22 protein-coding genes and 2 pseudogenes are annotated in these 24,329 nt (G+C 68.1%); 16 read left to right on the top strand and 8 right to left on the bottom strand.

All coding sequences use genetic code 11. The features are described 5' to 3' along the window. The first annotated feature begins 39 nt into the window (after window positions 1-39). Together ASV56_RS01845 and ASV56_RS01840 are read left to right on the top strand one after the other, a co-directional pair. Window positions 40-516, top strand: a pseudogene (locus ASV56_RS01845) (Lrp/AsnC family transcriptional regulator). 166 nt (window positions 517-682) lie between these two features. Beyond that, complete coding sequence (locus tag ASV56_RS01840; protein WP_062560554.1) at window positions 683-2,218, top strand: ATP-dependent DNA helicase; 1,536 nt, start codon at window positions 683-685, stop codon at window positions 2,216-2,218. Here ASV56_RS01840 and ASV56_RS01835 read toward each other — a convergent pair. Further along, window positions 2,215-3,036 carry an EcsC family protein gene (locus tag ASV56_RS01835; RefSeq protein WP_062560553.1) on the bottom strand — a complete coding sequence of 274 codons (822 nt, stop codon included), beginning with the start codon at window positions 3,034-3,036 and terminating at the stop codon, window positions 2,215-2,217. The genes ASV56_RS01840 and ASV56_RS01835 overlap by 4 nt on opposite strands. Window positions 3,037-3,174: 138 nt before the next feature. Here ASV56_RS01835 and ASV56_RS01830 point away from each other — a divergent pair, with 138 nt between their 5' ends. Beyond that, window positions 3,175-3,642, top strand: coding sequence for an Ivy family c-type lysozyme inhibitor (locus ASV56_RS01830; RefSeq protein ID WP_062560552.1), 468 nt, complete (start codon window positions 3,175-3,177; stop codon window positions 3,640-3,642). 1 nt (window position 3,643) lies between these two features. Here ASV56_RS01830 and ASV56_RS01825 read toward each other — a convergent pair whose 3' ends face one another. Next, entirely contained in the window at window positions 3,644-4,180 is a 537-nt protein-coding gene (locus tag ASV56_RS01825) for a GNAT family N-acetyltransferase (protein ID WP_062560551.1), read from the bottom strand. A 260-nt stretch (window positions 4,181-4,440) separates the two neighbouring features. Between ASV56_RS01825 and ASV56_RS01820 the strand changes: the two genes are divergently transcribed. The 7 genes from ASV56_RS01820 (at window position 4,441) to ASV56_RS01790 (ending at window position 9,005) form a co-directional block, all read left to right on the top strand. Continuing rightward, window positions 4,441-5,034, top strand: a complete 594-nt coding sequence (locus ASV56_RS01820; protein WP_062560550.1) for a flavin reductase family protein — start codon at window positions 4,441-4,443, stop codon at window positions 5,032-5,034. After that, window positions 5,034-5,576 carry an adenine phosphoribosyltransferase gene (locus tag ASV56_RS01815; RefSeq protein WP_062560549.1) on the top strand — a complete coding sequence of 181 codons (543 nt, stop codon included), beginning with the start codon at window positions 5,034-5,036 and terminating at the stop codon, window positions 5,574-5,576. The genes ASV56_RS01820 and ASV56_RS01815 overlap by 1 nt, the downstream gene beginning before the upstream one ends. 39 nt (window positions 5,577-5,615) lie before the next feature. Beyond that, complete coding sequence (gene ispH, locus ASV56_RS01810) at window positions 5,616-6,569, top strand: 4-hydroxy-3-methylbut-2-enyl diphosphate reductase (protein ID WP_062560548.1); 954 nt, start codon at window positions 5,616-5,618, stop codon at window positions 6,567-6,569. A gap of 242 nt (window positions 6,570-6,811) precedes the next feature. After that, the gene (locus tag ASV56_RS01805) at window positions 6,812-7,141 is read left to right on the top strand and encodes a DUF1330 domain-containing protein (protein ID WP_062560547.1); all 330 of its coding nucleotides are present in this window, start codon (window positions 6,812-6,814) and stop codon (window positions 7,139-7,141) included. An 83-nt stretch (window positions 7,142-7,224) separates the two neighbouring features. After that, a complete protein-coding gene (locus tag ASV56_RS01800) occupies window positions 7,225-7,830 on the top strand; it encodes a glutathione S-transferase family protein (protein WP_062560546.1) in 606 nt (201 codons plus the stop codon). 85 nt (window positions 7,831-7,915) lie between these two features. Further along, window positions 7,916-8,377 carry a ribonuclease HI gene (gene rnhA, locus ASV56_RS01795; protein WP_062560545.1) on the top strand — a complete coding sequence of 154 codons (462 nt, stop codon included), beginning with the start codon at window positions 7,916-7,918 and terminating at the stop codon, window positions 8,375-8,377. A gap of 1 nt (window position 8,378) precedes the next feature. Then, a complete protein-coding gene (locus ASV56_RS01790; RefSeq protein ID WP_062560544.1) occupies window positions 8,379-9,005 on the top strand; it encodes a trimeric intracellular cation channel family protein in 627 nt (208 codons plus the stop codon). Window positions 9,006-9,015: 10 nt separating this feature from the next. Here ASV56_RS01790 and ASV56_RS01785 read toward each other — a convergent pair whose 3' ends face one another. The 3 genes and pseudogenes from ASV56_RS01785 to ASV56_RS24275 form a co-directional block, all read right to left on the bottom strand. Continuing rightward, window positions 9,016-9,339 carry a VOC family protein gene (locus ASV56_RS01785; protein WP_062560543.1) on the bottom strand — a complete coding sequence of 108 codons (324 nt, stop codon included), beginning with the start codon at window positions 9,337-9,339 and terminating at the stop codon, window positions 9,016-9,018. A 60-nt stretch (window positions 9,340-9,399) separates the two neighbouring features. After that, window positions 9,400-9,798 carry a group III truncated hemoglobin gene (locus ASV56_RS01780; RefSeq protein WP_062562192.1) on the bottom strand — a complete coding sequence of 133 codons (399 nt, stop codon included), beginning with the start codon at window positions 9,796-9,798 and terminating at the stop codon, window positions 9,400-9,402. Between the two features lie 336 nt (window positions 9,799-10,134). Then, window positions 10,135-10,248, bottom strand: a pseudogene (locus ASV56_RS24275) (hypothetical protein); the annotation flags it as partial. A gap of 568 nt (window positions 10,249-10,816) precedes the next feature. Between ASV56_RS24275 and ileS the strand changes: the two are divergent. Then, on the top strand, window positions 10,817-13,732 hold the full coding sequence (gene ileS / locus ASV56_RS01775) for an isoleucine--tRNA ligase (protein ID WP_062560542.1): 2,916 nt from the start codon (window positions 10,817-10,819) through the stop codon (window positions 13,730-13,732). 33 nt (window positions 13,733-13,765) lie between these two features. On the opposite strand, the gene ASV56_RS01770 is transcribed toward ileS, so the two are convergent. Further along, on the bottom strand, window positions 13,766-14,962 hold the full coding sequence (locus ASV56_RS01770) for a hypothetical protein (RefSeq protein ID WP_062560541.1): 1,197 nt from the start codon (window positions 14,960-14,962) through the stop codon (window positions 13,766-13,768). A gap of 610 nt (window positions 14,963-15,572) precedes the next feature. Between ASV56_RS01770 and ASV56_RS01765 the strand changes: the two genes are divergently transcribed. Further along, complete coding sequence (locus ASV56_RS01765; protein ID WP_062560540.1) at window positions 15,573-16,820, top strand: urate hydroxylase PuuD; 1,248 nt, start codon at window positions 15,573-15,575, stop codon at window positions 16,818-16,820. Window positions 16,821-16,829: 9 nt separating this feature from the next. On the opposite strand, the gene ASV56_RS01760 is transcribed toward ASV56_RS01765, so the two are convergent. Both ASV56_RS01760 and ASV56_RS01755 read right to left on the bottom strand, forming a co-directional pair. After that, on the bottom strand, window positions 16,830-17,177 hold the full coding sequence (locus tag ASV56_RS01760) for a COG4315 family predicted lipoprotein (RefSeq protein WP_062560539.1): 348 nt from the start codon (window positions 17,175-17,177) through the stop codon (window positions 16,830-16,832). 139 nt (window positions 17,178-17,316) lie between these two features. Further along, entirely contained in the window at window positions 17,317-18,213 is an 897-nt protein-coding gene (locus ASV56_RS01755; RefSeq protein WP_062560538.1) for a LysR family transcriptional regulator, read from the bottom strand. A 117-nt stretch (window positions 18,214-18,330) separates the two neighbouring features. Between ASV56_RS01755 and xdhA the strand changes: the two genes are divergently transcribed. Genes xdhA through guaD form a run of 4 tightly spaced genes read left to right on the top strand, consistent with a single transcriptional unit; the run spans window position 18,331 to window position 24,090 of the window. Continuing rightward, on the top strand, window positions 18,331-19,779 hold the full coding sequence (gene xdhA, locus ASV56_RS01750) for a xanthine dehydrogenase small subunit (protein WP_062560537.1): 1,449 nt from the start codon (window positions 18,331-18,333) through the stop codon (window positions 19,777-19,779). Further along, on the top strand, window positions 19,776-22,073 hold the full coding sequence (gene xdhB, locus ASV56_RS01745) for a xanthine dehydrogenase molybdopterin binding subunit (protein ID WP_062560536.1): 2,298 nt from the start codon (window positions 19,776-19,778) through the stop codon (window positions 22,071-22,073). Before xdhA ends, xdhB begins: the two co-directional genes overlap by 4 nt. Beyond that, window positions 22,070-22,813: a xanthine dehydrogenase accessory protein XdhC gene (gene xdhC, locus ASV56_RS01740; protein ID WP_062560535.1), complete on the top strand. Its 744-nt coding sequence runs from the start codon at window positions 22,070-22,072 to the stop codon at window positions 22,811-22,813. The genes xdhB and xdhC overlap by 4 nt, the downstream gene beginning before the upstream one ends. Further along, window positions 22,801-24,090, top strand: coding sequence for a guanine deaminase (gene guaD / locus ASV56_RS01735; protein WP_062560534.1), 1,290 nt, complete (start codon window positions 22,801-22,803; stop codon window positions 24,088-24,090). Before xdhC ends, guaD begins: the two co-directional genes overlap by 13 nt. The last annotated feature ends 239 nt before the right edge of the window (window positions 24,091-24,329 follow it).

Below are 24,329 nucleotides of genomic sequence, written 5' to 3'. Positions count from 1 at the left end.
ATATTGCAGGACAATCGCAATTTTCGACCAGAGTGCCGCATGCCTGGACAAGATCAACAATCTGCTTTCGATGACGACCCGATTTCCGCGCGGATATTGCGCATCCTCGAACGGCGGGGACGGATCCCGAATCAATAGCTCGCGGCCGAGGTCGGGCTCTCGCCCTCGGCCTGCCTGCGCCGGGTGCAGGATCTGGAACGCCGCGGCGCCATCCTGGGCTATCGCGCCGTCATCGCGCCCGCAGCCCGCGCCGCCGGCTTCACCGCCTATGTCACCATCGGCCTCGCGCGCCACTCGAACGAGGCGCAACGCGCCTTCGAGCGCGCCTGCCTGGCCGCGCCGCAGGTCCGCGAATGCCACAATATCACCGGCTCGGTCGAATACCTGCTGCGGGTCGAGGTGCGCGACCTCGAATCCTATCGTCGCTTCCATACCGAGGTGCTGGGCGCCTTTCCGCAGATCGCCACCATTACCACCCATGTGGTGATGAGCTCGCCCAAGGACGACCGCGCCTGACCGGCGCGCTTTGCCGCGCGTTGCCCGGTCGGCGGGGTATTTGGACAACAAAGAAGCATGGCCGTTCCGCGCTCCGGGTTTCTTCTTTGTTGTCCAAATACCCAAAAAGCCACCGCGCGACCGGAACGGCCTTTCCGCCCGGGCACGGGCCGGGTAACAAGGCGCCATGACGCTGCCCACCCTTTCCCCAGACCAGGCCGAGGCCTGGGACGCCGTCGCCTCGGCGCTGGAGGATGCCGGCATCGATTTGCTGTCGGAAGAGATCTCGCCGCCGTCGGAAGGCAAGGGACGGGTCATGGCGGTGATCGGCAAGGCCGGTTCGGGCAAGACGCTGCTCCTGGCCGAGCTGACCAAGGCTCTGCGCGCGGCCGGGGTCGATCTGGTCTCGGGCGATTACGAGGGCAAGAAGCGCAAGGACCGCCGCACCGTCGCCATCCTGGCACCGACCAACAAGGCGGCCTTCGTGCTGCGCATGCGCGGCGTGCCGGCGACGACGATCCATCGCATCCTCTATACCCCGGTCTACGACCCGGATTACGAGCGTATCGCCGACTGGCTGACCGGCGCCGGCGAGCGGCCGAAGGTCGAGGGCGTGATCGAGGGCCTGACCGAGGCAGCTTTGGACCGGGCCAAGGCCTTCTACGACCAGCATGCCTCGATCCCCGGGGCGCTGGCCGCGGCGGGGTTGCGCGGCTCGGACTTCATCCGCGGCTGGAAGCGGCGCGAGGACGGGCTGGACGTCGGGCTGATCGACGAGGCCTCGATGCTGGACGAGCGCCAGTTCGAGGATCTGCGCGAGATCTTTCCGACCCTGATCCTGTTCGGCGACCCGGCGCAGCTGGCGCCGGTCGGCCAGTCCGGGCAGATGGTCTTCGACCGGCTCGCGGCCCCGCAGAAGCTGATCCTGAACCGCATCCACCGGCAGGAGGGCGACAGCCCGATCCTGGACCTCGCCCATGCCCTGGCCGATCCGGCGCTGGAATTCGACGCCTTCGAGCGCATGATCCGCGAGGCCGCCGCCCGCGACCCCCGGGTGATCTGGGCCGAGCGCGTCTCCTCGGACCTGATGGCGCAAAGCCCGGTGCTGGTCTGGCGCAACATCACCCGGATCAAGCTGATCCAGGCCTTCCGCTCGGCCCATGGCGCGCCGGGCGACGCGCTGCTGCCGGGCGAGCCGCTGATCTGCGACGGGCTGGAACTGCCGCTGAAGCACCGCAAGAAGCGCATCGACCTGGAAGCGCGCGGGCTGATCAAGGGCGCGCAGGTGGTCTATCTGGGGCCGGGGCGCAAGCCGGGCTTTTCCCGCCTGCATGTCGTCGGCGCCGAGGATCCGCGGCTTTCCGCCGCCAGCATCGTCAAGATCGAGATGCCGGATGTCGAGGAGCCCTTCATCCCCTATGCCGCGCGCATGGGCGCGACCTTCCTGCATGGCGCGGCGGTGACGATCCACAAGGCGCAGGGCAGCCAATGGCCCGACGTGCAGGTCTTCGGCCCCGACATCAGCGCCGCCGCCTGGTCGGGCCGCAGCGAGGCCGGAATCGCGCTGTGGAAGCGGCTGGCCTATGTCGCCATCACCCGCGCGCAGGAACGGCTGCATTGGGTGGTGAAATCGCGGCTCGCCCGGCCGACCAGCCCCCTGGGCATCGACCACCTGGAAGCCCCCGCCGCCGCCCTGCAACTGGCGGCCGAGGTCGAGGACTAGCTGCGCCGCATCAGCTTGCGCGCCGCCGTGTTCGGGCGCAGCTGGATCATGCGCAGCTCCAGCGCCTCGGCCAGCGCCTCGCGCGGGATGCCGGTTTCCTCGGACAGCCGCAGCAGGCCGAAATGTACCCGCGCCAGCTCCTGGTAATAGCGGGTGAAATTGTAGTTGATCGCCGCCCCGGCCAGCGCGCCCAGCACCGGCACCGCCTGCGCCGCGAATTTCTGCGCCATCGAGGTCGAGAGTTTCGGCGCCACCTTGGCGATCAGCGCCTGCACCGAATGGCCGGTGATGGTCATCCGCGCCGTCAGCAGCCCCAGGTCGGTGCCCTCGTCGTCCGACAGCGGCCCGGCCGCGGCGAAGACATGCAGCGCCTCGCGCCTCGCCTGGTCCGAATCGGGATCGAAGCCATGCTCGCCGGCAATGTCCATGATCGCGCGCAAAAGCAGCGTCACCGTCACCGGCAGCTCCAGCACGGCGCCGCCGACGCCGGCAAGGCCGCCGACCGCGCCCGAGGTGGTCGAGAGCAGCCGGTTGAACAGATCGCCCCGTTCCCGCAGCACCCCGCGCGAGCGCGAGGCGGCGTCGAAGGCCCGGTTCAGCGCCGCCAGCGTGATGCGGTCCATGCGCCCGCGCACGCCTTGGGGCAGCCGCTCGATCAGCCCCTCGGCCTTGCCGCCGATGGCGGTCATCAGCTCCATCGCGATGCCGCCGGCCGCCAGATAGCGCCGCGCCAGCCGGTCGATCTCGGCATGGACGGTCGGGTCGTCGATGGGCGGCAGCACGTCCTGGCGGACCGGGATGGGCGTGTTCTTGGTCATGCGTGGGCAACCTCGAGATGCGTGGCACAAGGGCAGAAGATCGCCCGGCAAGGGAACTTGCAAGCGCCGCACGGGGTTCCGGCTCCTCGACGAAAACCCAAGGGCCACCGGCCTGCGACCCAGACTGAAGGAAGACCCATGACGATCCGCCGCATCCTCCCTGTCCTGACGCTGGGGGCCGCCCTGGGCCTTGGCCCCGCCTTGGCGCAGGAGGCGGCCGGCCCGAGCCTTGCCGACCTCGGCCAGGACCAGGCGCTGACCGCCGCCTTCGACAAGATGGCCGAGGGTCATCCCATGCCGGACTGGCTGCGCGGCGCGGCGGTGACCACGCCGGCGCAGAAGGTCGCGTTCGGCGGCAAGGAATACCTGGCGATGACCGCCTGCAAGCAGCACGATTGCGCCGCGAACCAGATGGCCATGCTTTACGCGCCGGGCAGCGGCGAGGCCTACGGGTTGCTCTCGGTCCAGGACGGCAAGGGCGCCGAGCTGCTGACCTGGCTCAATATCGGCGGCAATGCCGAATCGATCGACGGCCGCACCATCCTTTACGCGGCGCTGACCGGCAGCCTGGCGAACCACCCCGAGGCCTTCCACTACAAGGACTGACTCAGCCGCGCCCGCCCAGCGACTGCCAGGCCTGGTTCGCAGCCTCGTTGTCGCTGGTGTCGCGGGTCACCGGGCCCTCGACCCCCTGCCAGGCGCCGGGCTCCAGCTCCAGCCCCAGCACGCGGTCGGGGTTGGTGGGCGGCGGCATCTGCACATGCTCGAGTTTGCGAAAGCCGAAGCGGCGGTAATAGGGCTCGTCGCCGACCAGCATGACCCGGGACCAGCCCTGCATTTCGGCCCGCTCCAGCCCCTCGCGAATCAGCAACCCGCCCAGGCCCTCGCCCTGGGCGGTCGGGTGCACGGCGACGGGGCCCAGCAGCAGCACGTCCTCATCGGCCACATGCACCGGCCAGAAGCGGATCGCCCCCACCATCACGTCGAAACTGTCGCGCAGGACCAGGCACAGGCCGGGCACCGGCGCCACGCCCTCGCGCAGGCGATAGGAGCTCAGCGCGGTGCGCCCCGGCGCGAAGCACAGGTCGAGAAGCGCCTCGACCTCGGCGTAATCGACAGCGCGTTCGGGGCGAAGAGCATACATCCGGCCATCCCAAGCTTGCCCATGCCGCGGGCCTGGCGTCCCGCGGGCGAAAGCCCCCGTAACACGCATGACGGGCGGCGAAAACCGCCCGAGCGCCCCCGCGGCAGCGCGCGGGATGAATTTTCTGCGACACCGCGCGCTCCGGCTCGCACCGCAGGCAGCCGAGCTTGCGCTTGACCTCGCGGGGCCGGCCGGGCAGATCTTGGGACCGGACCGGGCGTCCCGCAGGCGGGCCCGGCAGCAATCAGCGGAGGCCGCAGATGTTCTACCGACCCGAGGCCGGCCACGGCCTGCCGCACAACCCGCTGAACGCGCTGGTGGCGCCCCGGCCGATCGGCTGGATCTCGACCCGCGGCCGGCTGGGCGACAATCTCGCGCCCTATTCCTTCTTCAACCTGACCGCCTATGTGCCGCCGCAGGTGATGTTCGCCTCGACCTCGGCCAAGCCCGACCGGCCGGGCACCAAGGACAGCGTGGCCCAGATCGTCGAAAGCCGGGTCTTTTGCGTCAATATCGCCGACGGCGGCATGAAGGACCAGGTGAACGCCAGCTCGGCCGTCCTGGACGCCGGCACCAGCGAATTCGAAGCCGCCGGCATCGCGGCCGCGGAATGCCAGACCATCGACTGCCCGCGCGTTGCCCAGGCCGCGGCCTCGCTGGAATGCCGCATGACCCAGGTGATCCGGCTGGCCGGCCAAGCCAATGTCATGGTGCTGGGCGTGGTGACCGGCATCCACATCCGACCCGACTGCATCGTCGACGGCCGCTTCCGCCCCGCGCTCGGCTGGCTGTCGCGGCTGGGCTACATGGATTACACCATCACCACCGAGACCTTCGAGATGGAGCGCCCCTGATGGCCCGCGATACCCGGACGGTGCGCGACTATATCCGCACCATCGTCGATTTCCCGCACGAAGGCATCCTGTTTCGCGACGTGACGACGCTCTTTGCCGATGCGCGCGGCTTTCGCATGGCGGTGGACCAGCTGCTGGCCGCCTATGCCGGCGAGCCGATCGACAAGGTCGTGGGGCTGGAGGCGCGCGGCTTCATCCTGGGCGGCGCGGTGGCGCATCAGCTGTCGGTGGGCTTCGTGCCGATCCGCAAGAAGGGCAAGCTGCCCGGCGCCACCATCAGCCAGGCCTATGCGCTGGAATATGGCGAGGCGGTGATGGAGATCCACGACGACGCCCTGAAGCCCGGCGAACGGGTGCTGATCGTGGACGACCTCTTGGCCACCGGCGGCACCGCCGCGGCCGGCATCTCGCTTTGCGAGCGGCTGGGCGCCGCGGTGGTGGGCTGCGCCTTCGTGATCGAACTGCCCGAGCTTGGCGGCCGCGCGCTGCTCGAGGGACTGGGCCACGAGGTCCATGCCCTGACCGCCTTCGAGGGCGCCTGACCGCTTGCGGCGGCCCGCCCGGGCGACTAGGTGACAGCCATGGACCAGAAACCGCCCCTGACCCTCTATCTCGCCGCACCGCGCGGCTTCTGCGCCGGCGTGGACCGGGCGATCAAGATCGTCGAGATGGCGCTGCAGAAATGGGGCGCCCCGGTCTATGTCCGCCACGAGATCGTGCACAACAAGTTCGTCGTCGACAGCCTGCGCGACAAGGGCGCGGTCTTCGTCGAGGAACTGGACGACGTGCCCGACGACCGGCCGGTGATCTTCTCGGCCCATGGCGTGCCGAAATCCGTGCCGGCCGAGGCGCGCCGGCGCGAGATGGTCTTCGTCGATGCCACCTGCCCCCTGGTCAGCAAGGTCCATGTCGAGGCCGAACGCCACCATGCCGAGGGCTTGCAGATGGTGATGATCGGCCATGCCGGCCACCCCGAGGTGCTGGGCACCATGGGCCAATTGCCCGAGGGTGAGGTGCTGCTGGTCGAGACCGTCGCGGACGTGGCCCATATCGCGCCGCGCGACCCCGGGCGGCTGGCCTTCATCACCCAGACCACGCTGTCGGTCGACGATACCGCGGCCATCGTCGCGGCCTTGCAGGCGCGCTTCCCGATGATCGTCGGCCCGGCCAAGGAAGACATCTGCTACGCCACGACCAACCGCCAGGCCTCGGTCAAGGCCATCGCTGGCAAGATCGACGCGCTGCTGGTGATCGGGGCGCCGAACAGCTCGAACTCGCGCCGCCTGGTCGAGGTCGGCAGCGCCGCCGGCTGCGCCTATTCGCAGCTGGTGATGCGCGCCGACCAGATCGACTGGCGCGCCATCGCCGGCGCCCGCGCCGTGGGCGTGACCGCCGGAGCCTCGGCGCCCGAGGTGCTGGTCAACGAGGTCATCGACGCCTTCCGCACCCGCTACGCCGTGACCGTGGAACTGGTCGAAACCGCGCGCGAGAATGTCGAGTTCAAGGTGCCCCGCGTGCTGCGAGAGCCGGGCTGACGCCTCGCCTGACCGAAGCGCCGCCGGGGTATTTGAACAACAAAGAAGACCTCCAGAGGTGGGTCCACATCGCCCTGACCCTTCTTTGTTGTACAAATACCCATGTCGCGACGCATGCCAACGGGCCGAGTTTTCTGGTGGAGCGTATCTCGGCCCATCGTCGCGCTTGCCGGCCGCCGCGCCGCCTGCCTATGCTTTACCGGGGGCGGCCGCAGGCGCCGCCGGCAAGGGAGGAAAAGCGCATGACCGTTTATCTGATCGCCGAGGTCAAGGTGACCGACGACGCCTGGATTCCGGATTACGCTGCGCGGGTGCACGAGATCGCCGCCCGCCACAATGGCCGCTACCTGTCGCGCAGCGGCAATATCGAGGAGCTGGAGGGCGAGCCGACCGACGTGACGCTGATCGCGCTGATCCAGTTCCCCTCGCGCGAGGATGCCCTGGCTTTCGCAAACGACCCGGAATACGCCCCCTTCGGCGCGGCGCGCAAGGCCGGCTCGGTCAGCCATTTCCGCCTGATCGACGACACCGACCTGGCCGGCAGCATCCCCTATCTCGGCAAGCCCGGATAGGCGCTTTCCGGCGCTGGCCGCTCGTTTCGTTCCCGCCTATAGTGCCGGCGAAACCGGCGCGGCGGCAAGCGAAAGGATCGACGATGCGGCTTTATTCCATGCCTTCCTCGGGCAACAGCTACAAGGTGCGGCTGCTCTTGGCGCTGCTGGGCCGGGCCTGCGAGATCGTCGATGTCGAATACATGACCGAGGCGCTGGAAAGCGCCCGGGCCGAGGGGCGGCTGCCCTTCGGCAAGGCGCCGGTGCTGGCGCTGGAGGACGGCCAGCTGCTGCCCGAATCCAATGCGATCCTGTGCTTCCTGGGCGAAGGCTCGGCCTATGTCCCGGCCGATCCGGTGCTGCGCGCCGAGATGCTGGGCTGGATGTTCTGGGAGCAGAACCAGCACGAGGGCACCATCGCCGTGCGCGCCGCGCTGCGCTTCTATCCGCATCGCCGCGCCCTGGCCACGCCCGAGCGCATGGCCGAACTGCTGGATCGCGGCCATGCCAACCTGCAGATCATGGAAGACCGGCTCTCGGGGCGCGACTGGCTGGTCGGCGATGCGGTCAGTCTGGCCGACATCTGCCTTTACGCCTATACCCATACGGCCGGCGCGCGCGGCGGCTTCGACATGGCGCGGTTTCCGGCCATCGCGGCCTGGCTCGACCGCGTCGCCGCCCTGCCCGGCTATCAGGGGCTCGAGGCATGAGCGCGTTGTTCCACATGATGGAATGCCGCGGCGATTTCGCCGGTCGGCACCGGTTGTTCCATATCGTGGAATGTGAGGGGCGCGCATGACCCGGCTCTATGCATGGACCGACGGGGCATGTAGCGGCAATCCCGGCCCGGGCGGCTGGGGCGTGCTGATGCGCGCCATTGAGGGCGAGGCGGTGTTGAAGGAGCGCGAGCTGTCGGGGGGCGAGCCCGACACCACCAACAACCGCATGGAGCTGATGGCCGCCATCGCCGCGCTGGAGATCCTGGCCCGGCCCAGCGAGATCACCGTCACCACCGACAGCGCCTATGTGAAGAACGGCGTCACGCAATGGATCCACGGCTGGAAGCGCAACGGCTGGCGCACGGCCGACCGCAAGCCGGTGAAGAATGCCGAACTGTGGCAGCGGCTCGACGCCGCGCAGGCCCGCCACCAGGTGCGCTGGGAATGGATCAAGGGCCACGCCGGCCACCCCGAGAACGAGCGCGCCGACGAGCTGGCGCGCGCCGGCATGGCGCCCTTCAAGCCGGCGAAGGTCTGAGATGCAGGCGCTGGTGGCGCTGCTGGACTATGCCTCGGTGCTGGTCTTTGCGCTGACCGGGGCGCTGGTCGCCAGCCGGGCGCAGCTCGACCTGGTCGGCTTCGTTTTCTTCGCCACGCTGACCGGGGTCGGCGGCGGCACGCTGCGCGACCTGGTGCTGGGCCGGACCCCGGTGTTCTGGGTCGACCGGCCCGAGCTGATCCTGCTGACCACCGCCGCCGCCATCGTGGTGTTCTTCACCGCGCATCTGCTGGAAAGCCGCTATCGCGCGATCCTGTGGCTCGACGCCTGCGCGCTGGCCGTGGCGGTGCCGGCCGGCGTGGGCGTGGCCCTGCAGGCCGGGGTTGGCCCGGTCGTCACGGTGATGATGGGGGTGATGACCGGCACCTTCGGCGGGCTGATGCGCGACGTGGTCGGCAACGAGGTGCCGCTGGTGCTGAAACAGGGCGAGCTTTACATCACCGCGACCTTCGGCGGCGCGGTCGCGGCGCTGGCGCTGCTGGCGCTGGGGCTGCCCTATCCGCTGGCGCTGTTCGGCTGCGCCGCCGTGGTGCTGGCGCTGCGCGCGGGCAGCATGGCTCTGGGCTGGCGGCTGCCGGTCTACAAGGCGCGGCCGCCGCGCGGCTAGCGCATCCCGGTCAACGCTCGGACCAGACCGCCATCTCGGTGCCGCCGGGTTCGCGGAACTGGAAGCGCCGGCCGCCGGGGAAATCGAAGATCGGCCGGGTGATCTCGGCCCCCGCCTCGGTCACGAGGGTCAGCGCCGCCTCGAGATCGTCGGTGCGCAGGATGACCAGCGGCGGCGCCAGGGTGCCGGCCGCGATGCCGCCCGAAATGCCGGCATCGGCCAGTTCCTGGTATTCGGGACCGTAGTCGTTGAAGCCCCAGCCGAAGGCGCGGGCAAAGAACGCCTTGGTCGCCGGCAGATCGGGCGAGGAGAATTCGAGATAGTCGATCTTCATGGCCGGCCCTCCGCGATGTTCGCGTTTTGTTTACGCCTGCCGGGCCGATGATGCAAGGCTCTAGCGCAGGACCGGCGGGCCGGCCGTGACGGCCATGTTCTCGACCCCCATGCGCAGCCCGGCGCCGATGCGATGCGCCAGCGCCGACCAGCCCTGCGCGGCCTCGGGCGGCAGGGTGCGGCGCAGGGTTTCGTCGAAGAGCATCAGCCAGGGCGCGAAATGCTGGCCGTGGACATTGCCGGCCATGATATGCGCGCGCATCGGGCTGCCCTCGTAGCTGCGCTCGTAGAGGATGGCGTTGCGCCAGAAGGCGGCGATCTTGGCCTCATGCGCGGGCCAGTCGGTGACATGGGCGGCAAAGATCGGCCCCAACTCCTCGTGCCGGCGGATGGCGGCGTAGAAGGTGGCGACGACGCGGTCGATCTCTTCGGGGGTGATGTCGAAACGGGGCGGAATCATGGCCGCGATATGGGCCCGCGCGCGCGCCGGCGCAAGGCGGCCGGATGTCACAGGACGCCTATGGCGCGCGGGTTCCGGCCAGCGGCGGCGCCATGGTGCCCGCGACGAGCACGTCAGCCCGTTCCGCAGCAGCGGCAGGGTCGATGAGGGCGCCAGCAGCCGGTCGCGCAGCCAGGGCAGGCTGCGGCTGCGGGATTGATACATCGGCGTGAAGGCCGCGCTCATGCCCTGGTAGATCAGGACGTGCCAGCGGCGCATGGCGGCGTAAGCGGCGGGCGCGTCCTCCAGCGGTCCGTGCAGCGCCAAGCCGAGCGCGAGCGCATCGAGCAGCGCCATGTTCGCGCCCTGCCCCAGCTGCGGGCTGGCGCGATGCGCGGCATCGCCGATATGGACCAGCCCCGGCGCGAAGGGCCGGCGCAGGGTGCCATGGGCATAGCGCGCCTGGGTCATCGCCGCATTGTCGCGGATGCCGTTCAGAAAGGACGCCATCTGTGGCCAGAGAGCGACGGCCTCGGCCTTCCAGGCCCCGAGGTCGCGTTGCGGCCAGCTGTCCAGTTCGGCGCGGGGCATAGACCAGAAGACGGCGGCGCGCGGCGTGTCGTCCGCAGGCAGGCGGCCGATGGGCAGCACCCCCGCCATGCGGCTGGCGCAGCTGGTCGCGCGGCAACTCGGTCTCGGGCCAGGGCACGGTGCCCCAGATCGCGCTATGGCCGAGCGGCCGCGCCTGCAACGGCGAGAGGCGCGAGCCGGCGCCGCTGGCATCGACGATCAGGTCGAAGGGACCATGGCTGCGGCCATCCGCCAGCGCGCCCGCGATGGCGATGCGGTAGCTCATGGCGCTTGCTGCCCCAGCCGCGCGCGGGCCGCAAGCCGCGCTTGCAGGCGGCGGGGCGGTTTTCTATAACCCGGCGCATGTTCAGCATGGGCAGCATCATTCGAATTACCCGCCCGGCGGCCTAGGGGATCCTTCGCCGCCGGGTTACGCATGCCAGCCCTGCCACCGAAGGATTCCCGCCCGATGAGCGACACGACCGAGACCGCGCCCGACTATCGCGACACCGTCTTCCTGCCCCAGACCGATTTTCCGATGCGCGCCGGCCTGCCGCAGCGCGAGCCGGAATGGCTGGCCCGCTGGGAGCGGATCGGCATCTATGACCGGCTGCGCGAGCGGGCGGCAGGCCGGACGCCCTTCATCCTGCACGACGGCCCTCCTTACGCGAACGGCAACCTGCATATCGGCCACGCGCTGAACAAGACCATCAAGGACATCATCGTGCGCAGCCACCAGATGATGGGCCGCGATGCGCGCTATGTGCCGGGCTGGGACTGCCACGGCCTGCCGATCGAGTGGAAGATCGAGGAGAAATACCGCCATGACGGCCGCGACAAGGATGCGGTGGACGTGGTCGAGTTCCGCCAGGAATGCCGCCGTTTCGCCGAATCCTGGGTCGACATCCAGCGCGAGGAGTTCAAGCGCCTGGGCATCACCGGCAAGTGGGACGATCCCTATCTGACCATGGATTTCCACGCCGAGGCGGTGATCGCGGCCGAGTTCATGAAGCTGCTGATGAACGGTTCGCTTTATCAGGGATCGAAGCCGGTGATGTGGTCTCCGGTCGAGAAGACCGCGCTGGCCGAGGCCGAGGTCGAGTATCACGACCACCAGAGCCATACCATCTGGGTGCGGTTTGCCGTCACCGGGTCGGAGGGTATTTGGGGAGCGAAGAAGCCCGCCAGCGTGGTGATCTGGACCACCACGCCCTGGACGATTCCGCAGAACCGGGCGGTGGCCTATAATCCGGGCATCGCCTATGGGCTGTATCGCGTGGATGCGGTGGCCGAGAATGCAACCGCGAAGCCCGGCGAATTGCTGGTTCTGGCGGATGCGCTGGCCGAAAGCGTGAAGCAGGCCGGCAAGATCGAGGGCTGGGAGCGGCTGCGCGACGTGACGGCCTCGGACCTGGAGGGGCTGGTGTTGGCCCATCCGCTGCGCGGCGTCGAGGGCGGTGCGGGCGAGTGGGACTATGACGTGCCCATGCTGCCGGGCGAGCATGTCACCGAGGACGCGGGCACCGGCTTCGTGCATACCGCGCCCAGCCATGGCGACGACGACTATCAGCTGGGGCTGAAGTTCAAGCTGCCGATGACCTATAACGTCGAGCCGGACGGCTCGTATCGCGCCGACCTGCCGCTGTTCGGCGGCCAGGCGATCCTGACGCCCGAGGGCAAGGAAGGCCCGGCGAATGTCAGCGTCATCAAGCAGCTGGCCTGGGCCGGGGCGCTGCTGGCCAAGGGCAAGGTCAAGCACTCCTATCCGCATTCGTGGCGCTCCAAGGCGCCGCTGATCTATCGCAATACGCCGCAATGGTTCGCCGCCATCGACTTTGCGCTGGCCGACGGCATGGGGCAATATGGCGACACCATCCGGACGCGGGCGCTGACCTCGATCGACAAGCTGGTGAAATGGTGGCCGCAATCGGGGCGCAACCGCATCCATTCCATGGTCGAGAACCGGCCCGACTGGGTGCTGTCGCGCCAGCGCGCCTGGGGCGTGCCGCTGACCTGCTTCGTGAAGAAGGGCGCCAAGCCCACCGACCCGGACTTCCTGCTGCGCGACCAGCGCGTCAACGACCGCATCATCGCCGCCTTTGAACGGGACGGCGCCGATGTCTGGTATCGTCCCGGCTTTGCCGCCGAGGTGCTGGCGGGCGTCGCCGATCCGGCGGATTACGACCAGGTGATGGACGTGCTGGACGTCTGGTTCGACAGCGGCTCGACCCATGCCTTCGTGCTGCGCGACCGCGCCGACGGGGCGCCGGACGGCATTGCCGACGTCTATCTGGAGGGCACCGACCAGCATCGCGGCTGGTTCCAGTCCTCGCTGTTGCAGGCCTGCGCGACCAAGGGTCGGGCGCCCTATCGCAATGTGGTCACGCATGGCTTCACGCTGGACGAGAAGGGCATGAAGATGTCCAAGTCGCTGGGCAATACCATTGTCCCGGCCGAGGTCATCAAGCAATACGGCGCCGACATCCTGCGGCTCTGGGTGGCGCAGACCGACTATACCGCCGACCAGCGCATCGGCCCCGAGATCCTGAAGGGCACCGCCGACAGCTATCGCCGGCTGCGCAATACGCTGCGCTTCGTGCTGGGCAATCTCGACGGCTTTGCCGAGGCCGAGCGGATCGAGCCGGCCGAGATGCCGGAGCTGGAGCAATGGGTGCTGCACCGGCTGGCGCAGCTCGACACGCAGCTGCGCCATGGCTATGACAGCTTCGACTTCCAGGGCGTGTTCCAGACCGTGTTCCAGTTCGCCACGGTGGATCTGTCGGCCTTCTATTTCGACATCCGCAAGGACGCGCTTTACTGCGACGCGCCCGATTCGGCGCGGCGGCGGGCGGCGCGGACGGTGCTGGACCTGCTGTTCCACCGCATCGTGACCTGGCTTGCGCCGATCCTGCCCTTTACCATGGAGGATGTCTGGCTGGCGCGCTTCCCGTCCGAGGAGGGCAGCGTGCATCTGCAGGACTTCCCCGCCACCCCGGCCGACTGGCTGAACGAGGGCCTGGCGCGGAAATGGGAAACGATCCGCCGCATCCGCCGCGTGGTCACTGCCGCGCTGGAGATCAAGCGCACCGACAAGGTGATCGGCGCCAGCCTGGAAGCCGCGCCGGTGGTGCATGTCGAGGATGCGGAGGAGCTGAAGGCGCTGAAATCGGTGGATTTCGCCGATATCTGCATCACCTCGGGCATCAGCCTGACCGCCGACCCGGCCCCGGCCGAGGCGTTCCGGCTGGCGGAGGTGCCGGGCATCGGCGTGGTCTTCGAGGGCGCGATGGGCGAGAAATGCCAGCGCTGCTGGAAGATCCTGCCCGATGTCGGCAGCCATGCCCATGCCGGCACCTGCGCGCGCTGCGACGCGGTGCTGGGCTGAAACCGGCGGGCGCCGCCTTGCGCGGCGCCCGTCTCAGCGGAACCAGAGCTCGGCCCGACGCAGCCGCTGGCGCATGGCTTTTTCCGGCGGCGGCGGGTCTTCGCCGGCAAAAAGCGGGCGGATGCGGTCCCGCCCCTCGCCCGCAAGGATCAGGCGCTGCACGGCCTCGTCCTCCGCAAGCAGCGGCGCGATGCGGGGATCGGTGGCCAGTTCCTCGATCAGCGCGACGACCGCATCGGATTCGCGGGCATAGAGCAGCGACAGGTTGCGGTAATGGCAGCTGGCCCAGCCGTCGAGGCCGGCGAGCTCCGGCCCCGGCCGGCCGCCGCCCAGCGAATGGATCACCAGCGGCAGCGCCACCTGGTCGAGCCAGGGGTCGAGCGACTGGCAGGCCAGCGCCTCGCCCGGGTCGGCCTGGATACGGTCGGAGAAGTCGAGGAATCGGCGGCCGAATTCCTGCGCATCGGCGCCGAAGAACCAGCCGGCGTTGAAATAAAGGTACCGCTCCCAATGCTCGTCGGGCTGGGCGAGGTCGAGCGAGCCTGCGAAATCCAGCCCGAAACGGTCATAGAGCGATTGCCAGATCTGCGTGTAGCCGGGGCCGTAGGGCGGCGGCTCGGGCCAGCTGGCGCTGCGCCGCATCGAGGCCGAGGGCCGCGCGAAGTCGAAGCCGACGCGATCGAGCGGGCCGGTGATCAGCGTGTCGCTGTCGAAGAAGACGAAAGGCTGGTCGGCGGGCAGGATGGTCAGCGCCTCGATCTTGTTGCCATAGGGGTAGCTGCGGCCGAAGCGGGTGGCGGTGAAGGGCAGGATCTCGGCGCCGAAGCCTGCGAGCGCCTGGCGCACCGGAGCGGGCATCGGGGTGGCGGCGCCGGCCCAGGCGGCCTCGGGGCGCGGCTCGGCGACGATCAGCCGGCCGCGCCAATCGGGCGCGTTGCGGCGCAGGCTGGCGGCGAAGAGCACCGCCTGCACGCCCAGCCGCTGGCCCTGGCCGATCAACAGGATGTCGAAGCCCTGCGGCGGGAACAGCTGCGGCGAGGGCGGTGCCGCGTCGGAGGGGGGCTGGAATTCCGGCGCGCTGGCCGCCGGCTGCGGCTTGGCGGCACCCTTGCGGGCGGCGCGCTCGGCCTGGCGGGCGGCGCGGCGCGCCTCGCGCGCGGCGCGGTTGGCGGCTTGGCGGGCGGCCCGCGCGGCGGCCTGTGTCTCGGCGTCCCTGCTGTCTTCGGCCATGCTTGCGCCCCATACGAATCTTATTCGGGACAGGTCTTAGCAAGGCTGGGGGCTATCATTCCAGAGAAGAATTGAATTCGTAAAATTCAACTTTAAATGGATTTGACCAGGTGCGATTTTCAATATTCGCGCAGGGATCCGGCATATTCAGGCTGGCCGGCATGGAAACCTCACCAAAAAGGCAGGTTCACCCATGGGGTGTTTCACGGCAGGCTGCCCCTAGCCGTTGAACGATTTCCTCTTTTTCTCAGGTACGGCGAGACCGGGTGAGACTGGGCACGGTCCTCACCCGGTCGCTCAATTCCGTATATATCTGGCAGATCGGAATATTCCTGTCGATGCGCTTGGATTCGCACCGGCGGATTTCCACCGATTTCCGTTGGGGAAACTGCCCGGGGCGCAGCGTGAATTCCACCGTGAATTGAGCGATTATCTTTATGGTTGAATCGCGCCCGCGGGCCCCTGCCCCGCCGCCCGCGGCCCGGACCCGCTTCCCCCTGCCGGCGCCGAAAGATTTTCAACGCTGCGTTAAGACAGCAAGGGCAAATGGGCGAATAGCGGCACTTCGCGGCGCAAGCTAGTGTTCCGACAGCTAGAGAGGGAGTCCAACATGTCCGATTTCGCCGTCATCTGGGACTGGCTCGCATTCGCCATTCGCTGGACGCATGTCGTCACCGCGATCTGCTGGATCGGCTCGTCCTTTTACTTCGTCGCGCTCGACCTTGGCCTGCGCAAGGTGCCCGGCCTGCCCGCCGGCGCGCACGGCGAGGAGTGGCAGGTCCATGGCGGCGGCTTCTACCATATCCAGAAATACCTGGTGGCGCCCGAGCGGATGCCCGACCACCTGATCTGGTTCAAATGGGAAAGCTACATGACCTGGATCTCGGGGGCGGCGCTTCTGATGGTTACCTATTGGGTCGGGTCCGAGCTGTTCCTGATCGATCCCGCCAAGATGGAGCTGGCGCCCTGGCAGGCGATCCTGATCTCGGCCGGGTCGCTGTCGATCGGCTGGCTGGTCTATACCAACCTGTGCAAGTCCAAACTGGGCGAGACGCCGACGCTGCTGATGCTCTTGCTGTTCGTGCTGCTGATGGCGATGGGCTGGGGCTATAACCAGGTCTTCACCGGCCGCGCCACCATGCTGCACCTGGGCGCCTTCACCGCCACGATCATGACGGCGAACGTGTTCTTCATCATCATGCCGAACCAGCGCATCGTCGTCGCCGATCTCAAGGCCGGGCGTCCCGCCGATCCGAAATACGGCAAGATCGCCAAGCTGCGCTCGACGCATAACAACTACCTGACCCTGCCGGTGGTGTTCCTGATGCTGTCGAACCACTATCCGCTGGCCTTCGCCACCGAATACAACTGGATCATCGCCGGGCTGATCTTTCTGATGGGCGTGACCATCCGCCACTTCTTCAACACCATGCACGCCGGCGGCGGCATGAAATGGTGGACCTGGGCGATCACCACGATCCTGTTCATCATCGTGATGTGGCTCTCGACCGCGCCGATGTTCCGCCAGACGCTGGAAGAGGCCGAGGCCCGCGTCCTGACGCCGACCCAGCAGGCGATGATCGACTCGCCCGGCTGGGAGGACGCCTCGAACGCGGTGCTGGGCCGCTGCGCCATGTGCCACGCCCGCGAGCCGGGCTATGAGGGGATCTACACCGCGCCCAAGGGCGTGCTGCTGGAGACCCCCGACGACATCACCCGCGCCGCGCGCGAGATCTACATCCAGGCCGGCGTGACCCATGCCATGCCGCCCGCGAACGTCAGCTTCATGGAACCCGAGGAGCGCCAGGCCATCGTCGACTGGTACCGCGGGTTGCCGAAAAGCTACGCCTGGAACTGATCGGCGGGCCTATTGGCCCAATGCGTGCCAGACGCCGCCGACACCATCCCCCGCCATGTCGCCGGCCTTCTTGTCGCCGGCGAAATAATAGGCGGGCTTGCCGTTAAGCGCCCATTGCCGGCTTCCGTCCGTGCGCTCGACCATGGTCCAGCCCTCGGGCTTCGTCTCGCCCTCCTGCGCCAGATAGGGCGGCCATTTCACCGCGCAATCGTCGTAGCAGGCAGATTTCCCGCCGGCGTCCTTGTCGAAGCTGTAAAGCGTCATTCCGTTGTCGCCGGTCGCGACGCCCTGCGCCTGCGCCGCGCCGAAGGACAGCAGGACCATCCCCGCCGCCAGCCAGCCATAAACCCGTTTCATGATCGACCTCCCTGCCCCGCAAGGCATCTGGCGGCCGTTTCGGATCGCGCACCATGATCGGACGCAGTCCCGGCGGCCGTGATGCATTCTGGACCCGCGGCGTTTCGCCGTCGCTTCACATTTCAGCGACGGCCGGGCGTCACGCGAACACCCCCCGCGTCTCGCGCGCGATGAAATCCGCGAACAGCCGCACCTTGGGGTCCTGCAGGCGCCGGTGAGGGGTCAACACGCCGAATTGCGAGGGCAGCGGCGGGAATTGCGGCAGCACCTCGACCAGTTCGCCCGAGGCGAGTTGCGCGGCCACCTCGTAGCGCGGCCGGTTGACGATGCCGCGTCCCTCCTGCGCCCAGGCGCTGAGCACATCGCCGTCGTCGGCATCGAACTTGCCGTTCACCAAGAGCTTCTGCGGCCCCTCGGGCGTCTGCAGCACCCAGTAATATTCCGGGCTGCGCGGATAGCGCAGCAGCAGGCAGTTGTGCTGCGTCAGGTCGTCGGGCTGTTCGGGCGTGCCATGCGCGTCGAGATAGGCCCGCGTCGCCACCAGCGCCCGCCGGCATTCGGCGATGCGGCGCCATTTCAGCGCCGAATCCTGCGGCTCGCCCAGGAAGAAGGCCAGGTCGATGCCGTCGGCGATGATGTCCACGTTGCGGTCCGACAGCCGCAGGCGCAGCTCGACGCCCGGATATTCGTCGCAAAACCGCGGCACCAGCGGCGCGATCAGCCGCCGCCCCAGCCCCAGCGGCGCCGTGACCCGCAAGGCGCCATGCGGATTGCCGGAAAAGCCCGAGACCACCGCCTCGGCCTCGTCCAGGGTCTCGATCACCCGGCGGGCATTGTCGTAGAAGGCCCGCCCGACCTCGGTCGGCACCAGCTTGCGGGTGGTGCGGTTCAAGAGCCGCACCCCGTAGCGGGTTTCCAAGTCCTTGATCCGGTTCGAGGCCACCGCCGGCGACATGCGCAGGTCGCGCCCGCCAGCCGTGATCGAGCCCAGTTCGACCACGCGCACGAAAACCCGCAGACTTTCAAGATATGGCATGGGCTCACCTCGGCTCTTTCAAGGAATCGCTGAAAGTCTTATGCTCAATCCGTGATTTCGCAAAGTCCAATTCGCATCTAGGCTTTCCCCATACCCAGCCATGCCGAGCGAGGACCGATGGGCCACGAATTGCGCTTCCTGCTGAACGATACCGAGATCCGCCTGACCGAGGCCGGCTCATCGGACACGCTTCTGGATTTCCTGCGACTGAACCGCCGCCTGACCGGCACCAAGGAGGGCTGCGCCGAAGGCGACTGCGGCGCCTGCACCGTCCTGGTCGGCCGCCTGCACCACGGCACGCTGCATTACGAGCCGATCAATGCCTGCATCCGCTTCCTGGCCTCGTGCCACGGCTGCCATGTCGTGACCATCGAGCACCTGCGCGGACAGGGCGGCGGGCTGCACCCGGTCCAGGCGGCCATGGTCGAACATCACGGCAGCCAATGCGGCTTCTGCACGCCGGGCTTCGTCATGGCGCTTTACGGGCTGTGGATGCAGAACCCGCGCCCCGACATGCTGGCGGTCGAGACGGCGCTGCAGGGCAACCTGTGCCGCTGCACCGGCTACGAGCCGATCGTGAAGGCCGCCTTTGCGGCGTCCGAGGCCGGCGGGCAGAACTTCGACGCCCTGACCGTCGAGCGCGACCGGGTGACGGCGGCGCTGTCGGCGATCCCGCGCGAGCGGGTCGAGATCGCGCGCGGCGCGGACCGGGCCATCCTGCCGGCCGATGCCGCCGACCTGGCGCAGGTGCTGGCCGAGAATCCCAAGGCCACCATCGTCGCCGGCGCCACCGACGTGGGGCTGTGGGTGACGAAATTCCTGCGCGACATCTCTCCGGCGGTGTTCATCGGCCATATGCAGGATCTGAAGAAGATCGAGATCACCCCCGGCCATATCACGCTGGGCGCGGGCGTGACCTATTCGGAATTCGAGCCCTTCGTGCTGGCGCATTTCCCCGAGGCGCTGGACTATTGGCGCCGCATCGGCGGCTGGCAGGTTCGCAATGCCGGCACCATCGGCGGCAACGTGGCGAACGGCTCGCCCATCGGCGAGACCCCGCCCCTGCTGATCGCGCTTGGCGCGAGCCTGCGCCTGCGCAGCGTCGAAGGCACCCGCGACCTGGCCGTCGAGGATTACTTCATCGATTACGGCAAGCAGGACCGCCGCCCCGGCGAATTCGTCGAAAGCATCACCGTGCCCCTGAAGGGCGAGGAGGCGCGCATCGCCGCCTACAAGGTCAGCAAGCGCCATCACGCCGACATCACCGCCTCGGCCGCGGCCTTCCATGTCGAGACCGACGGCGCGACGATCATCGATGCCCGCGTCGCCTTCGGCGGCATGGCCGCAACGCCGAAACGCGCCCGGGGCGCCGAGGCCGCGCTGCGGGGGCAACCCTTCACCGCCGAGACCTTCGAGGCCGCCGCCAAGGCCGTGGCCAATGACTTCCAGCCGCTCAGCGACTGGCGGGCCAGCGCCGAATACCGCCAGCAACTCGCCGCCAATTTCTTCCGCCGCTTCTGGCTTGAACAGTCGGGCGCCGAACACCGCCTGAGGAGGGTCGAATGAAACAGGACGTCATCGTGAAGGGCGCAGCCCATACCTCGATCATCCACGACAGCGCCATCAAGCACGTCACCGGCCAGGCCGATTACACCGACGACCTGATGATGCCCGAGGGCACGCTGCACGGCTATCTGGGCCTCTCGACGGTTGCGCATGGCCGGATCCTGTCGATGGACCTCGACGCCGTCAGGAAGGCGCCGGGCGTGCATCTGGTGCTGACGGCCGAGGACATTCCCGGCGTCAATGACATCAGCCCGAACGGGCTGCACGACGACCCGGTCTTCGCCACGCCCGAGGTGCAGTTCCTGGGCCAGCCGATCTTTGCCGTGATCGCCGAGACCCGCGACCTGGCCCGCCGCGCCTGCAAGCTGGCCCGCGTCGAATACGAGGAACTGCCGTTTTCGCTGGACGCCATCGCCGCCCGCGATGCCGGGCTGGGCTATGTCACCAAGCCCCTGAAACTGGCACGCGGCGACATGGCGGAAATGGGCACGGCGCCGCGCCGGCTGGAAGGCCGGCTGACCGTCGGCGGCCAGGAACATTTCTACCTGGAAAGCCAGATCGCCTTCGCCATCCCGGGCGAGGATGACGAGGTCATCGTCAACACCTCGACCCAGCACCCGAGCGAGGTGCAGCACATGGTCGCCCATGTGCTCGACGTGCCTTCGAACGCGGTGGTGGTGAACGTGCGCCGCATGGGCGGCGGCTTCGGCGGCAAGGAATCGCAGATGAACATCTTCTGCGTCACCGCCGCGCTGGCCGCGAAGAAGCTCAAGCGCGCGGTCAAGATCCGCCCCGACCGCGACGACGATTTCCAGATCACCGGCAAGCGCCACGATTTCGTCATCGACTATCGCTGCGGCTATGACGAGACCGGCAAGATCCATGCCGTGGACGCCGATTTCTATGCCCGTTGCGGCTTTTCGGCCGATCTCTCCGGCCCCGTGACCGACCGCGCGCTGTTCCACGCCGACAATGCCTATTACTATCCGGCGGTGGAACTGCGCAGCCATCCGATGAAGACCAACACCGTCTCGAACACCGCCTTCCGCGGCTTCGGCGGCCCGCAGGGCGTCATCATGGCCGAGCGCATCGTCGAGGACATCGCCTATGCGCTTGGCCGCGACCCGCTGGAGATCCGCAAGGCGAACCTCTACCAGAACGGCCAGCTCACCCCCTATCACCAGGAGGTCGAGGACCAGATCCTGCCGCGCATCTTCGAGGAACTCGAGGCCTCGTCGGACTACCACGCGCGCCGCCGGGCCGTGCTGGACTGGAACGCCCGCGGCGGCACCATCCGCAAGGGCATCGCCCTGACCCCGGTGAAATTCGGCATCAGCTTCACCGCGACCTGGTACAACCAGGCCGGCGCGCTGATCCATATCTATTCGGACGGCTCGATCCACCTGAACCATGGCGGCACCGAGATGGGCCAGGGGCTGAACACCAAGGTGGCGCAGGTCGTGGCCGAGGCCCTGAGCGTCAGCATCGACCGCATCAAGATCACCAAGACCACGACCGAAAAGGTGCCGAACACCTCGGCCACCGCGGCCTCCTCGGGCTCGGACCTGAACGGCATGGCAGCGCTCGATGCCTGCGAGCAGCTGCTGGCGCGGCTCAAGGCCTTTGCCGCCGAGGCGAAACAGGTCGACCCCGAGTTCGTCACCATCGGCGAGACGGTGCGCATCGGCGACGAGGAGATCCCGTTCCAGGATTTCATCAACACCGCCTATATCGCGCGGGTGCAGCTGTCGGCGGCGGGCTTCTACAAGACGCCCAAGATCCACTGGAACCGCGACACCGGGTGCGGCCGGCCGTTCTATTACTACGCCTATGGCGCGGCCTGCGCCGAGGTCTCGGTCGATACGCTGACCGGCGAATATGTGGTCGAACGCGCCGATGTGCTCCATGACGTCGGCCGCAGCCTGAACCCGGCGCTGGACAAGGGCCAGGTCGAGGGCGCCTTCATCCAGGGCATGGGCTGGCTCACCTCCGAGGAGCTCTGGTGGGACCAGAAGGGCCGGCTGCGCACCCATGCGCCCTCGACCTACAAGATCCCGCTGGCCTCGGACCGGCCCAAGGTGTTCAACGTCGCCCTGGCCGACTGGTCGGTGAACCGCGAGAACACCATCAAGCGTTCGAAGGCCGTGGGCGAGCCGCCCTTCATGCTGCCGATCAGCGTGTTCCAGGCCCTGAACATGGCGGTGGCCAGCTTCAACGGCTATCGCGAGAACCCGCGCATCGACGCCCCGGCCACGCCCGAGCGCGTGCTGATGGCCATCGAGAGGCTCAGATGATCCGGGTCCGGATCACCCGCACGCGCGGCTCCAGCCCGCGCGAGACCGGGGCGGCGATGGTCGTCACCGCCCAGGGCGTGCAGGGCACCATCGGCGGCGGCCAGCTGGAATACATGGCCATCGACCGCGCCCGGCAGATGCTGGCGCGCGACGAGGCGGCGGCGCGCATGGACGTTCCCCTGGGCCCCGAGATCGGCCAGTGCTGCGGCGGCCGGGTCGAGCTCGACCTGACCCGCATCGCCGAGGCGCCCCCGGCCCCCGAGCATCCGCAAGTGCTGATCTTCGGCGCGGGCCATGTCGGCCGGGCGCTGTCCAGGGCGCTGGCGCTCTTGCCCCTGCGCCCGATCCTGATCGACCAGCGCGCCCAGGAACTGGCCCAGGCCAACGGCGAAACCCGCCTGACCCCCCTGCCCGAGGCCGAGATCCGCAAGGCCCCCTTCGGCAGCAGCTTCGTGATCCTGACGCATGACCACGCGCTGGACTTCCTGCTCGCGGCCGAGGCGCTGCGCCGTATGGACGCGCCCTATATCGGCATGATCGGCAGCAAGACGAAACTGGCGCAGTTCCGCCGCTTCGCCCGCGCCCAGGGGCTCGACACCGACCGCCTGACCTGCCCGATCGGCGCCGGCTGGTCCAGGGACAAGCGCCCCGAGATCATCGCCGCCTTCACCGCCGCCGAGCTGATCTGCCGCCTGACCCAATCCACTTCTTTGCTCCGGAAATACCCATGCGACAGCTGATCCGGGGGCGCACGCTCTCCTTCCACGCCGACCCGGTGGAAACCGAAAACGCCTTCTCCTATCACGAGGACGGCGCCATCGTCACCCGCGACGGCCGCATCGAGGCCGTGGGCGATTATGCCGCCCTGCGCGACCCGGACCTGCTGGAAGTCGACCACCGCCCGCATCTGATCCTGCCCGGCTTCATCGACACGCATATCCATTTCCCGCAGGTGCAGGTGGTGGCGAGCTGGGGCGCGCAGCTCCTCGACTGGCTGAACACCTATACCTTCCCCGAGGAAAGCCGCTTCGCCGAGCAAGGCCATGCCCCGCAGATGGCCGAGCATTTCCTGAACCTGCTGCTCGCGCATGGCACCACCAGCGCGGTCGCCTTCTGCTCGGTGCATCCGCAATCGGCCGAGGCGCTGTTTTCCGCCGCCGACCGGCGGAACATGGCGATGATCGCCGGCAAGGTGATGATGGACCGCAACGCCCCCGAAGGCGTCCTGGACACGCCCCAGCAGGGCTATGACGACAGCAAGGCGCTGATCGCGAAATGGCACGGCACCGGCCGCCAGCGCTATGCCATCACCCCGCGCTTCGCCATCACCTCGACGCCCGAGCAGATGGCGATGACCGGCCAGCTCGTGCGCGAACATCCCGACTGCCACATCCAGACCCATCTGAGCGAGAACAAGGACGAGATCGCCTTCACGCTCAGCCTCTATCCCCAGGCGCGCGATTATCTCGACATCTACGAAAGCTACGGCTTGCTCGGCGACAAGATCCTGCTCGGCCACTCGATCCATCTCGAGGAACGCGAGATCGCCCGCATGGCCGAGACCGGCAGCCATCCGGTGTTCTGCCCGACCTCGAACCTGTTCCTGGGCTCGGGCCTCTTCGACGAAGGCGGCCTGCGGGCGCGCGGCATTTCCTCGGGCATCGCCACCGATATCGGCGGCGGCACCAGCTATTCCATGCTGCAAACCCTGAACGAGGGCTACAAGATCCTGCAACTGCGCGGCCAGAAGCTGCACCCCTTCGCCGCCTTCCACTGGGCGACGCGCGGCAATGCCCGCGTGCTGGGCATGGAGGACGAGATCGGCACCCTGGTCCCCGGCTCCATGGCCGACCTGGTGGTGCTCGACAGCCGCGCGACGCCCGCGATGGCGCTGCGCATGGAGCGCGCCAGCACGCTGGCCGAGGAGCTGTTCATCCTGCAGATCATGGGCGACGACCGCAGCGTGGCGCAGACCTATGTCGCCGGACAGCCGATGCTGGCCGTAACGCAGGGATAGTTGCCAAAAAAGGGGAAGCATGCGCAAACGCAAGCAATAGCCTGCGCAAGGGCGTCAAGCGAAATCCGCGCGGATCGCTGACTTAAGTGAGCAGATGGGTGACGTCGGCGCGGGAATAGACCCTCGCGCTGCCGCCTGCGGGGCATATACCATCTGCGTCAAGCCGCGCTTGAAGCTCGCTCCACCCCAGACGGGCCGTAACACCCAGAGTGCGAAAACTGATAAACTGATCGTGGAAT

The sequence above is a fragment of the Paracoccus aminovorans genome (genome assembly GCF_001546115.1).
GTDB lineage: Bacteria > Pseudomonadota > Alphaproteobacteria > Rhodobacterales > Rhodobacteraceae > Paracoccus > Paracoccus aminovorans_B.
Note: the sequence above shows the minus strand (reverse complement) of the source record. Positions and strands in the feature narration are given on the sequence as shown.

Excerpts from the sequence above, each read along its gene's own strand:
- ASV56_RS01840 (WP_062560554.1), top strand. The coding sequence starts at position 683 with ATGACGCTGCCCACCCTTTCCCCAGACCAGGCCGAGGCCTGGGACGCC.
- ASV56_RS01835 (WP_062560553.1), bottom strand. The coding sequence starts at position 3,036 with ATGACCAAGAACACGCCCATCCCGGTCCGCCAGGACGTGCTGCCGCCC.
- ASV56_RS01830 (WP_062560552.1), top strand. The coding sequence starts at position 3,175 with ATGACGATCCGCCGCATCCTCCCTGTCCTGACGCTGGGGGCCGCCCTG.
- ASV56_RS01825 (WP_062560551.1), bottom strand. The coding sequence starts at position 4,180 with ATGTATGCTCTTCGCCCCGAACGCGCTGTCGATTACGCCGAGGTCGAG.
- ASV56_RS01820 (WP_062560550.1), top strand. The coding sequence starts at position 4,441 with ATGTTCTACCGACCCGAGGCCGGCCACGGCCTGCCGCACAACCCGCTG.
- ASV56_RS01815 (WP_062560549.1), top strand. The coding sequence starts at position 5,034 with ATGGCCCGCGATACCCGGACGGTGCGCGACTATATCCGCACCATCGTC.
- ispH (WP_062560548.1), top strand. The coding sequence starts at position 5,616 with ATGGACCAGAAACCGCCCCTGACCCTCTATCTCGCCGCACCGCGCGGC.
- ASV56_RS01805 (WP_062560547.1), top strand. The coding sequence starts at position 6,812 with ATGACCGTTTATCTGATCGCCGAGGTCAAGGTGACCGACGACGCCTGG.
- ASV56_RS01800 (WP_062560546.1), top strand. The coding sequence starts at position 7,225 with ATGCGGCTTTATTCCATGCCTTCCTCGGGCAACAGCTACAAGGTGCGG.
- rnhA (WP_062560545.1), top strand. The coding sequence starts at position 7,916 with ATGACCCGGCTCTATGCATGGACCGACGGGGCATGTAGCGGCAATCCC.
- ASV56_RS01790 (WP_062560544.1), top strand. The coding sequence starts at position 8,379 with ATGCAGGCGCTGGTGGCGCTGCTGGACTATGCCTCGGTGCTGGTCTTT.
- ASV56_RS01785 (WP_062560543.1), bottom strand. The coding sequence starts at position 9,339 with ATGAAGATCGACTATCTCGAATTCTCCTCGCCCGATCTGCCGGCGACC.
- ASV56_RS01780 (WP_062562192.1), bottom strand. The coding sequence starts at position 9,798 with ATGATTCCGCCCCGTTTCGACATCACCCCCGAAGAGATCGACCGCGTC.
- ileS (WP_062560542.1), top strand. The coding sequence starts at position 10,817 with ATGAGCGACACGACCGAGACCGCGCCCGACTATCGCGACACCGTCTTC.
- ASV56_RS01770 (WP_062560541.1), bottom strand. The coding sequence starts at position 14,962 with ATGGCCGAAGACAGCAGGGACGCCGAGACACAGGCCGCCGCGCGGGCC.
- ASV56_RS01765 (WP_062560540.1), top strand. The coding sequence starts at position 15,573 with ATGTCCGATTTCGCCGTCATCTGGGACTGGCTCGCATTCGCCATTCGC.
- ASV56_RS01760 (WP_062560539.1), bottom strand. The coding sequence starts at position 17,177 with ATGAAACGGGTTTATGGCTGGCTGGCGGCGGGGATGGTCCTGCTGTCC.
- ASV56_RS01755 (WP_062560538.1), bottom strand. The coding sequence starts at position 18,213 with ATGCCATATCTTGAAAGTCTGCGGGTTTTCGTGCGCGTGGTCGAACTG.
- xdhA (WP_062560537.1), top strand. The coding sequence starts at position 18,331 with ATGGGCCACGAATTGCGCTTCCTGCTGAACGATACCGAGATCCGCCTG.
- xdhB (WP_062560536.1), top strand. The coding sequence starts at position 19,776 with ATGAAACAGGACGTCATCGTGAAGGGCGCAGCCCATACCTCGATCATC.
- xdhC (WP_062560535.1), top strand. The coding sequence starts at position 22,070 with ATGATCCGGGTCCGGATCACCCGCACGCGCGGCTCCAGCCCGCGCGAG.
- guaD (WP_062560534.1), top strand. The coding sequence starts at position 22,801 with ATGCGACAGCTGATCCGGGGGCGCACGCTCTCCTTCCACGCCGACCCG.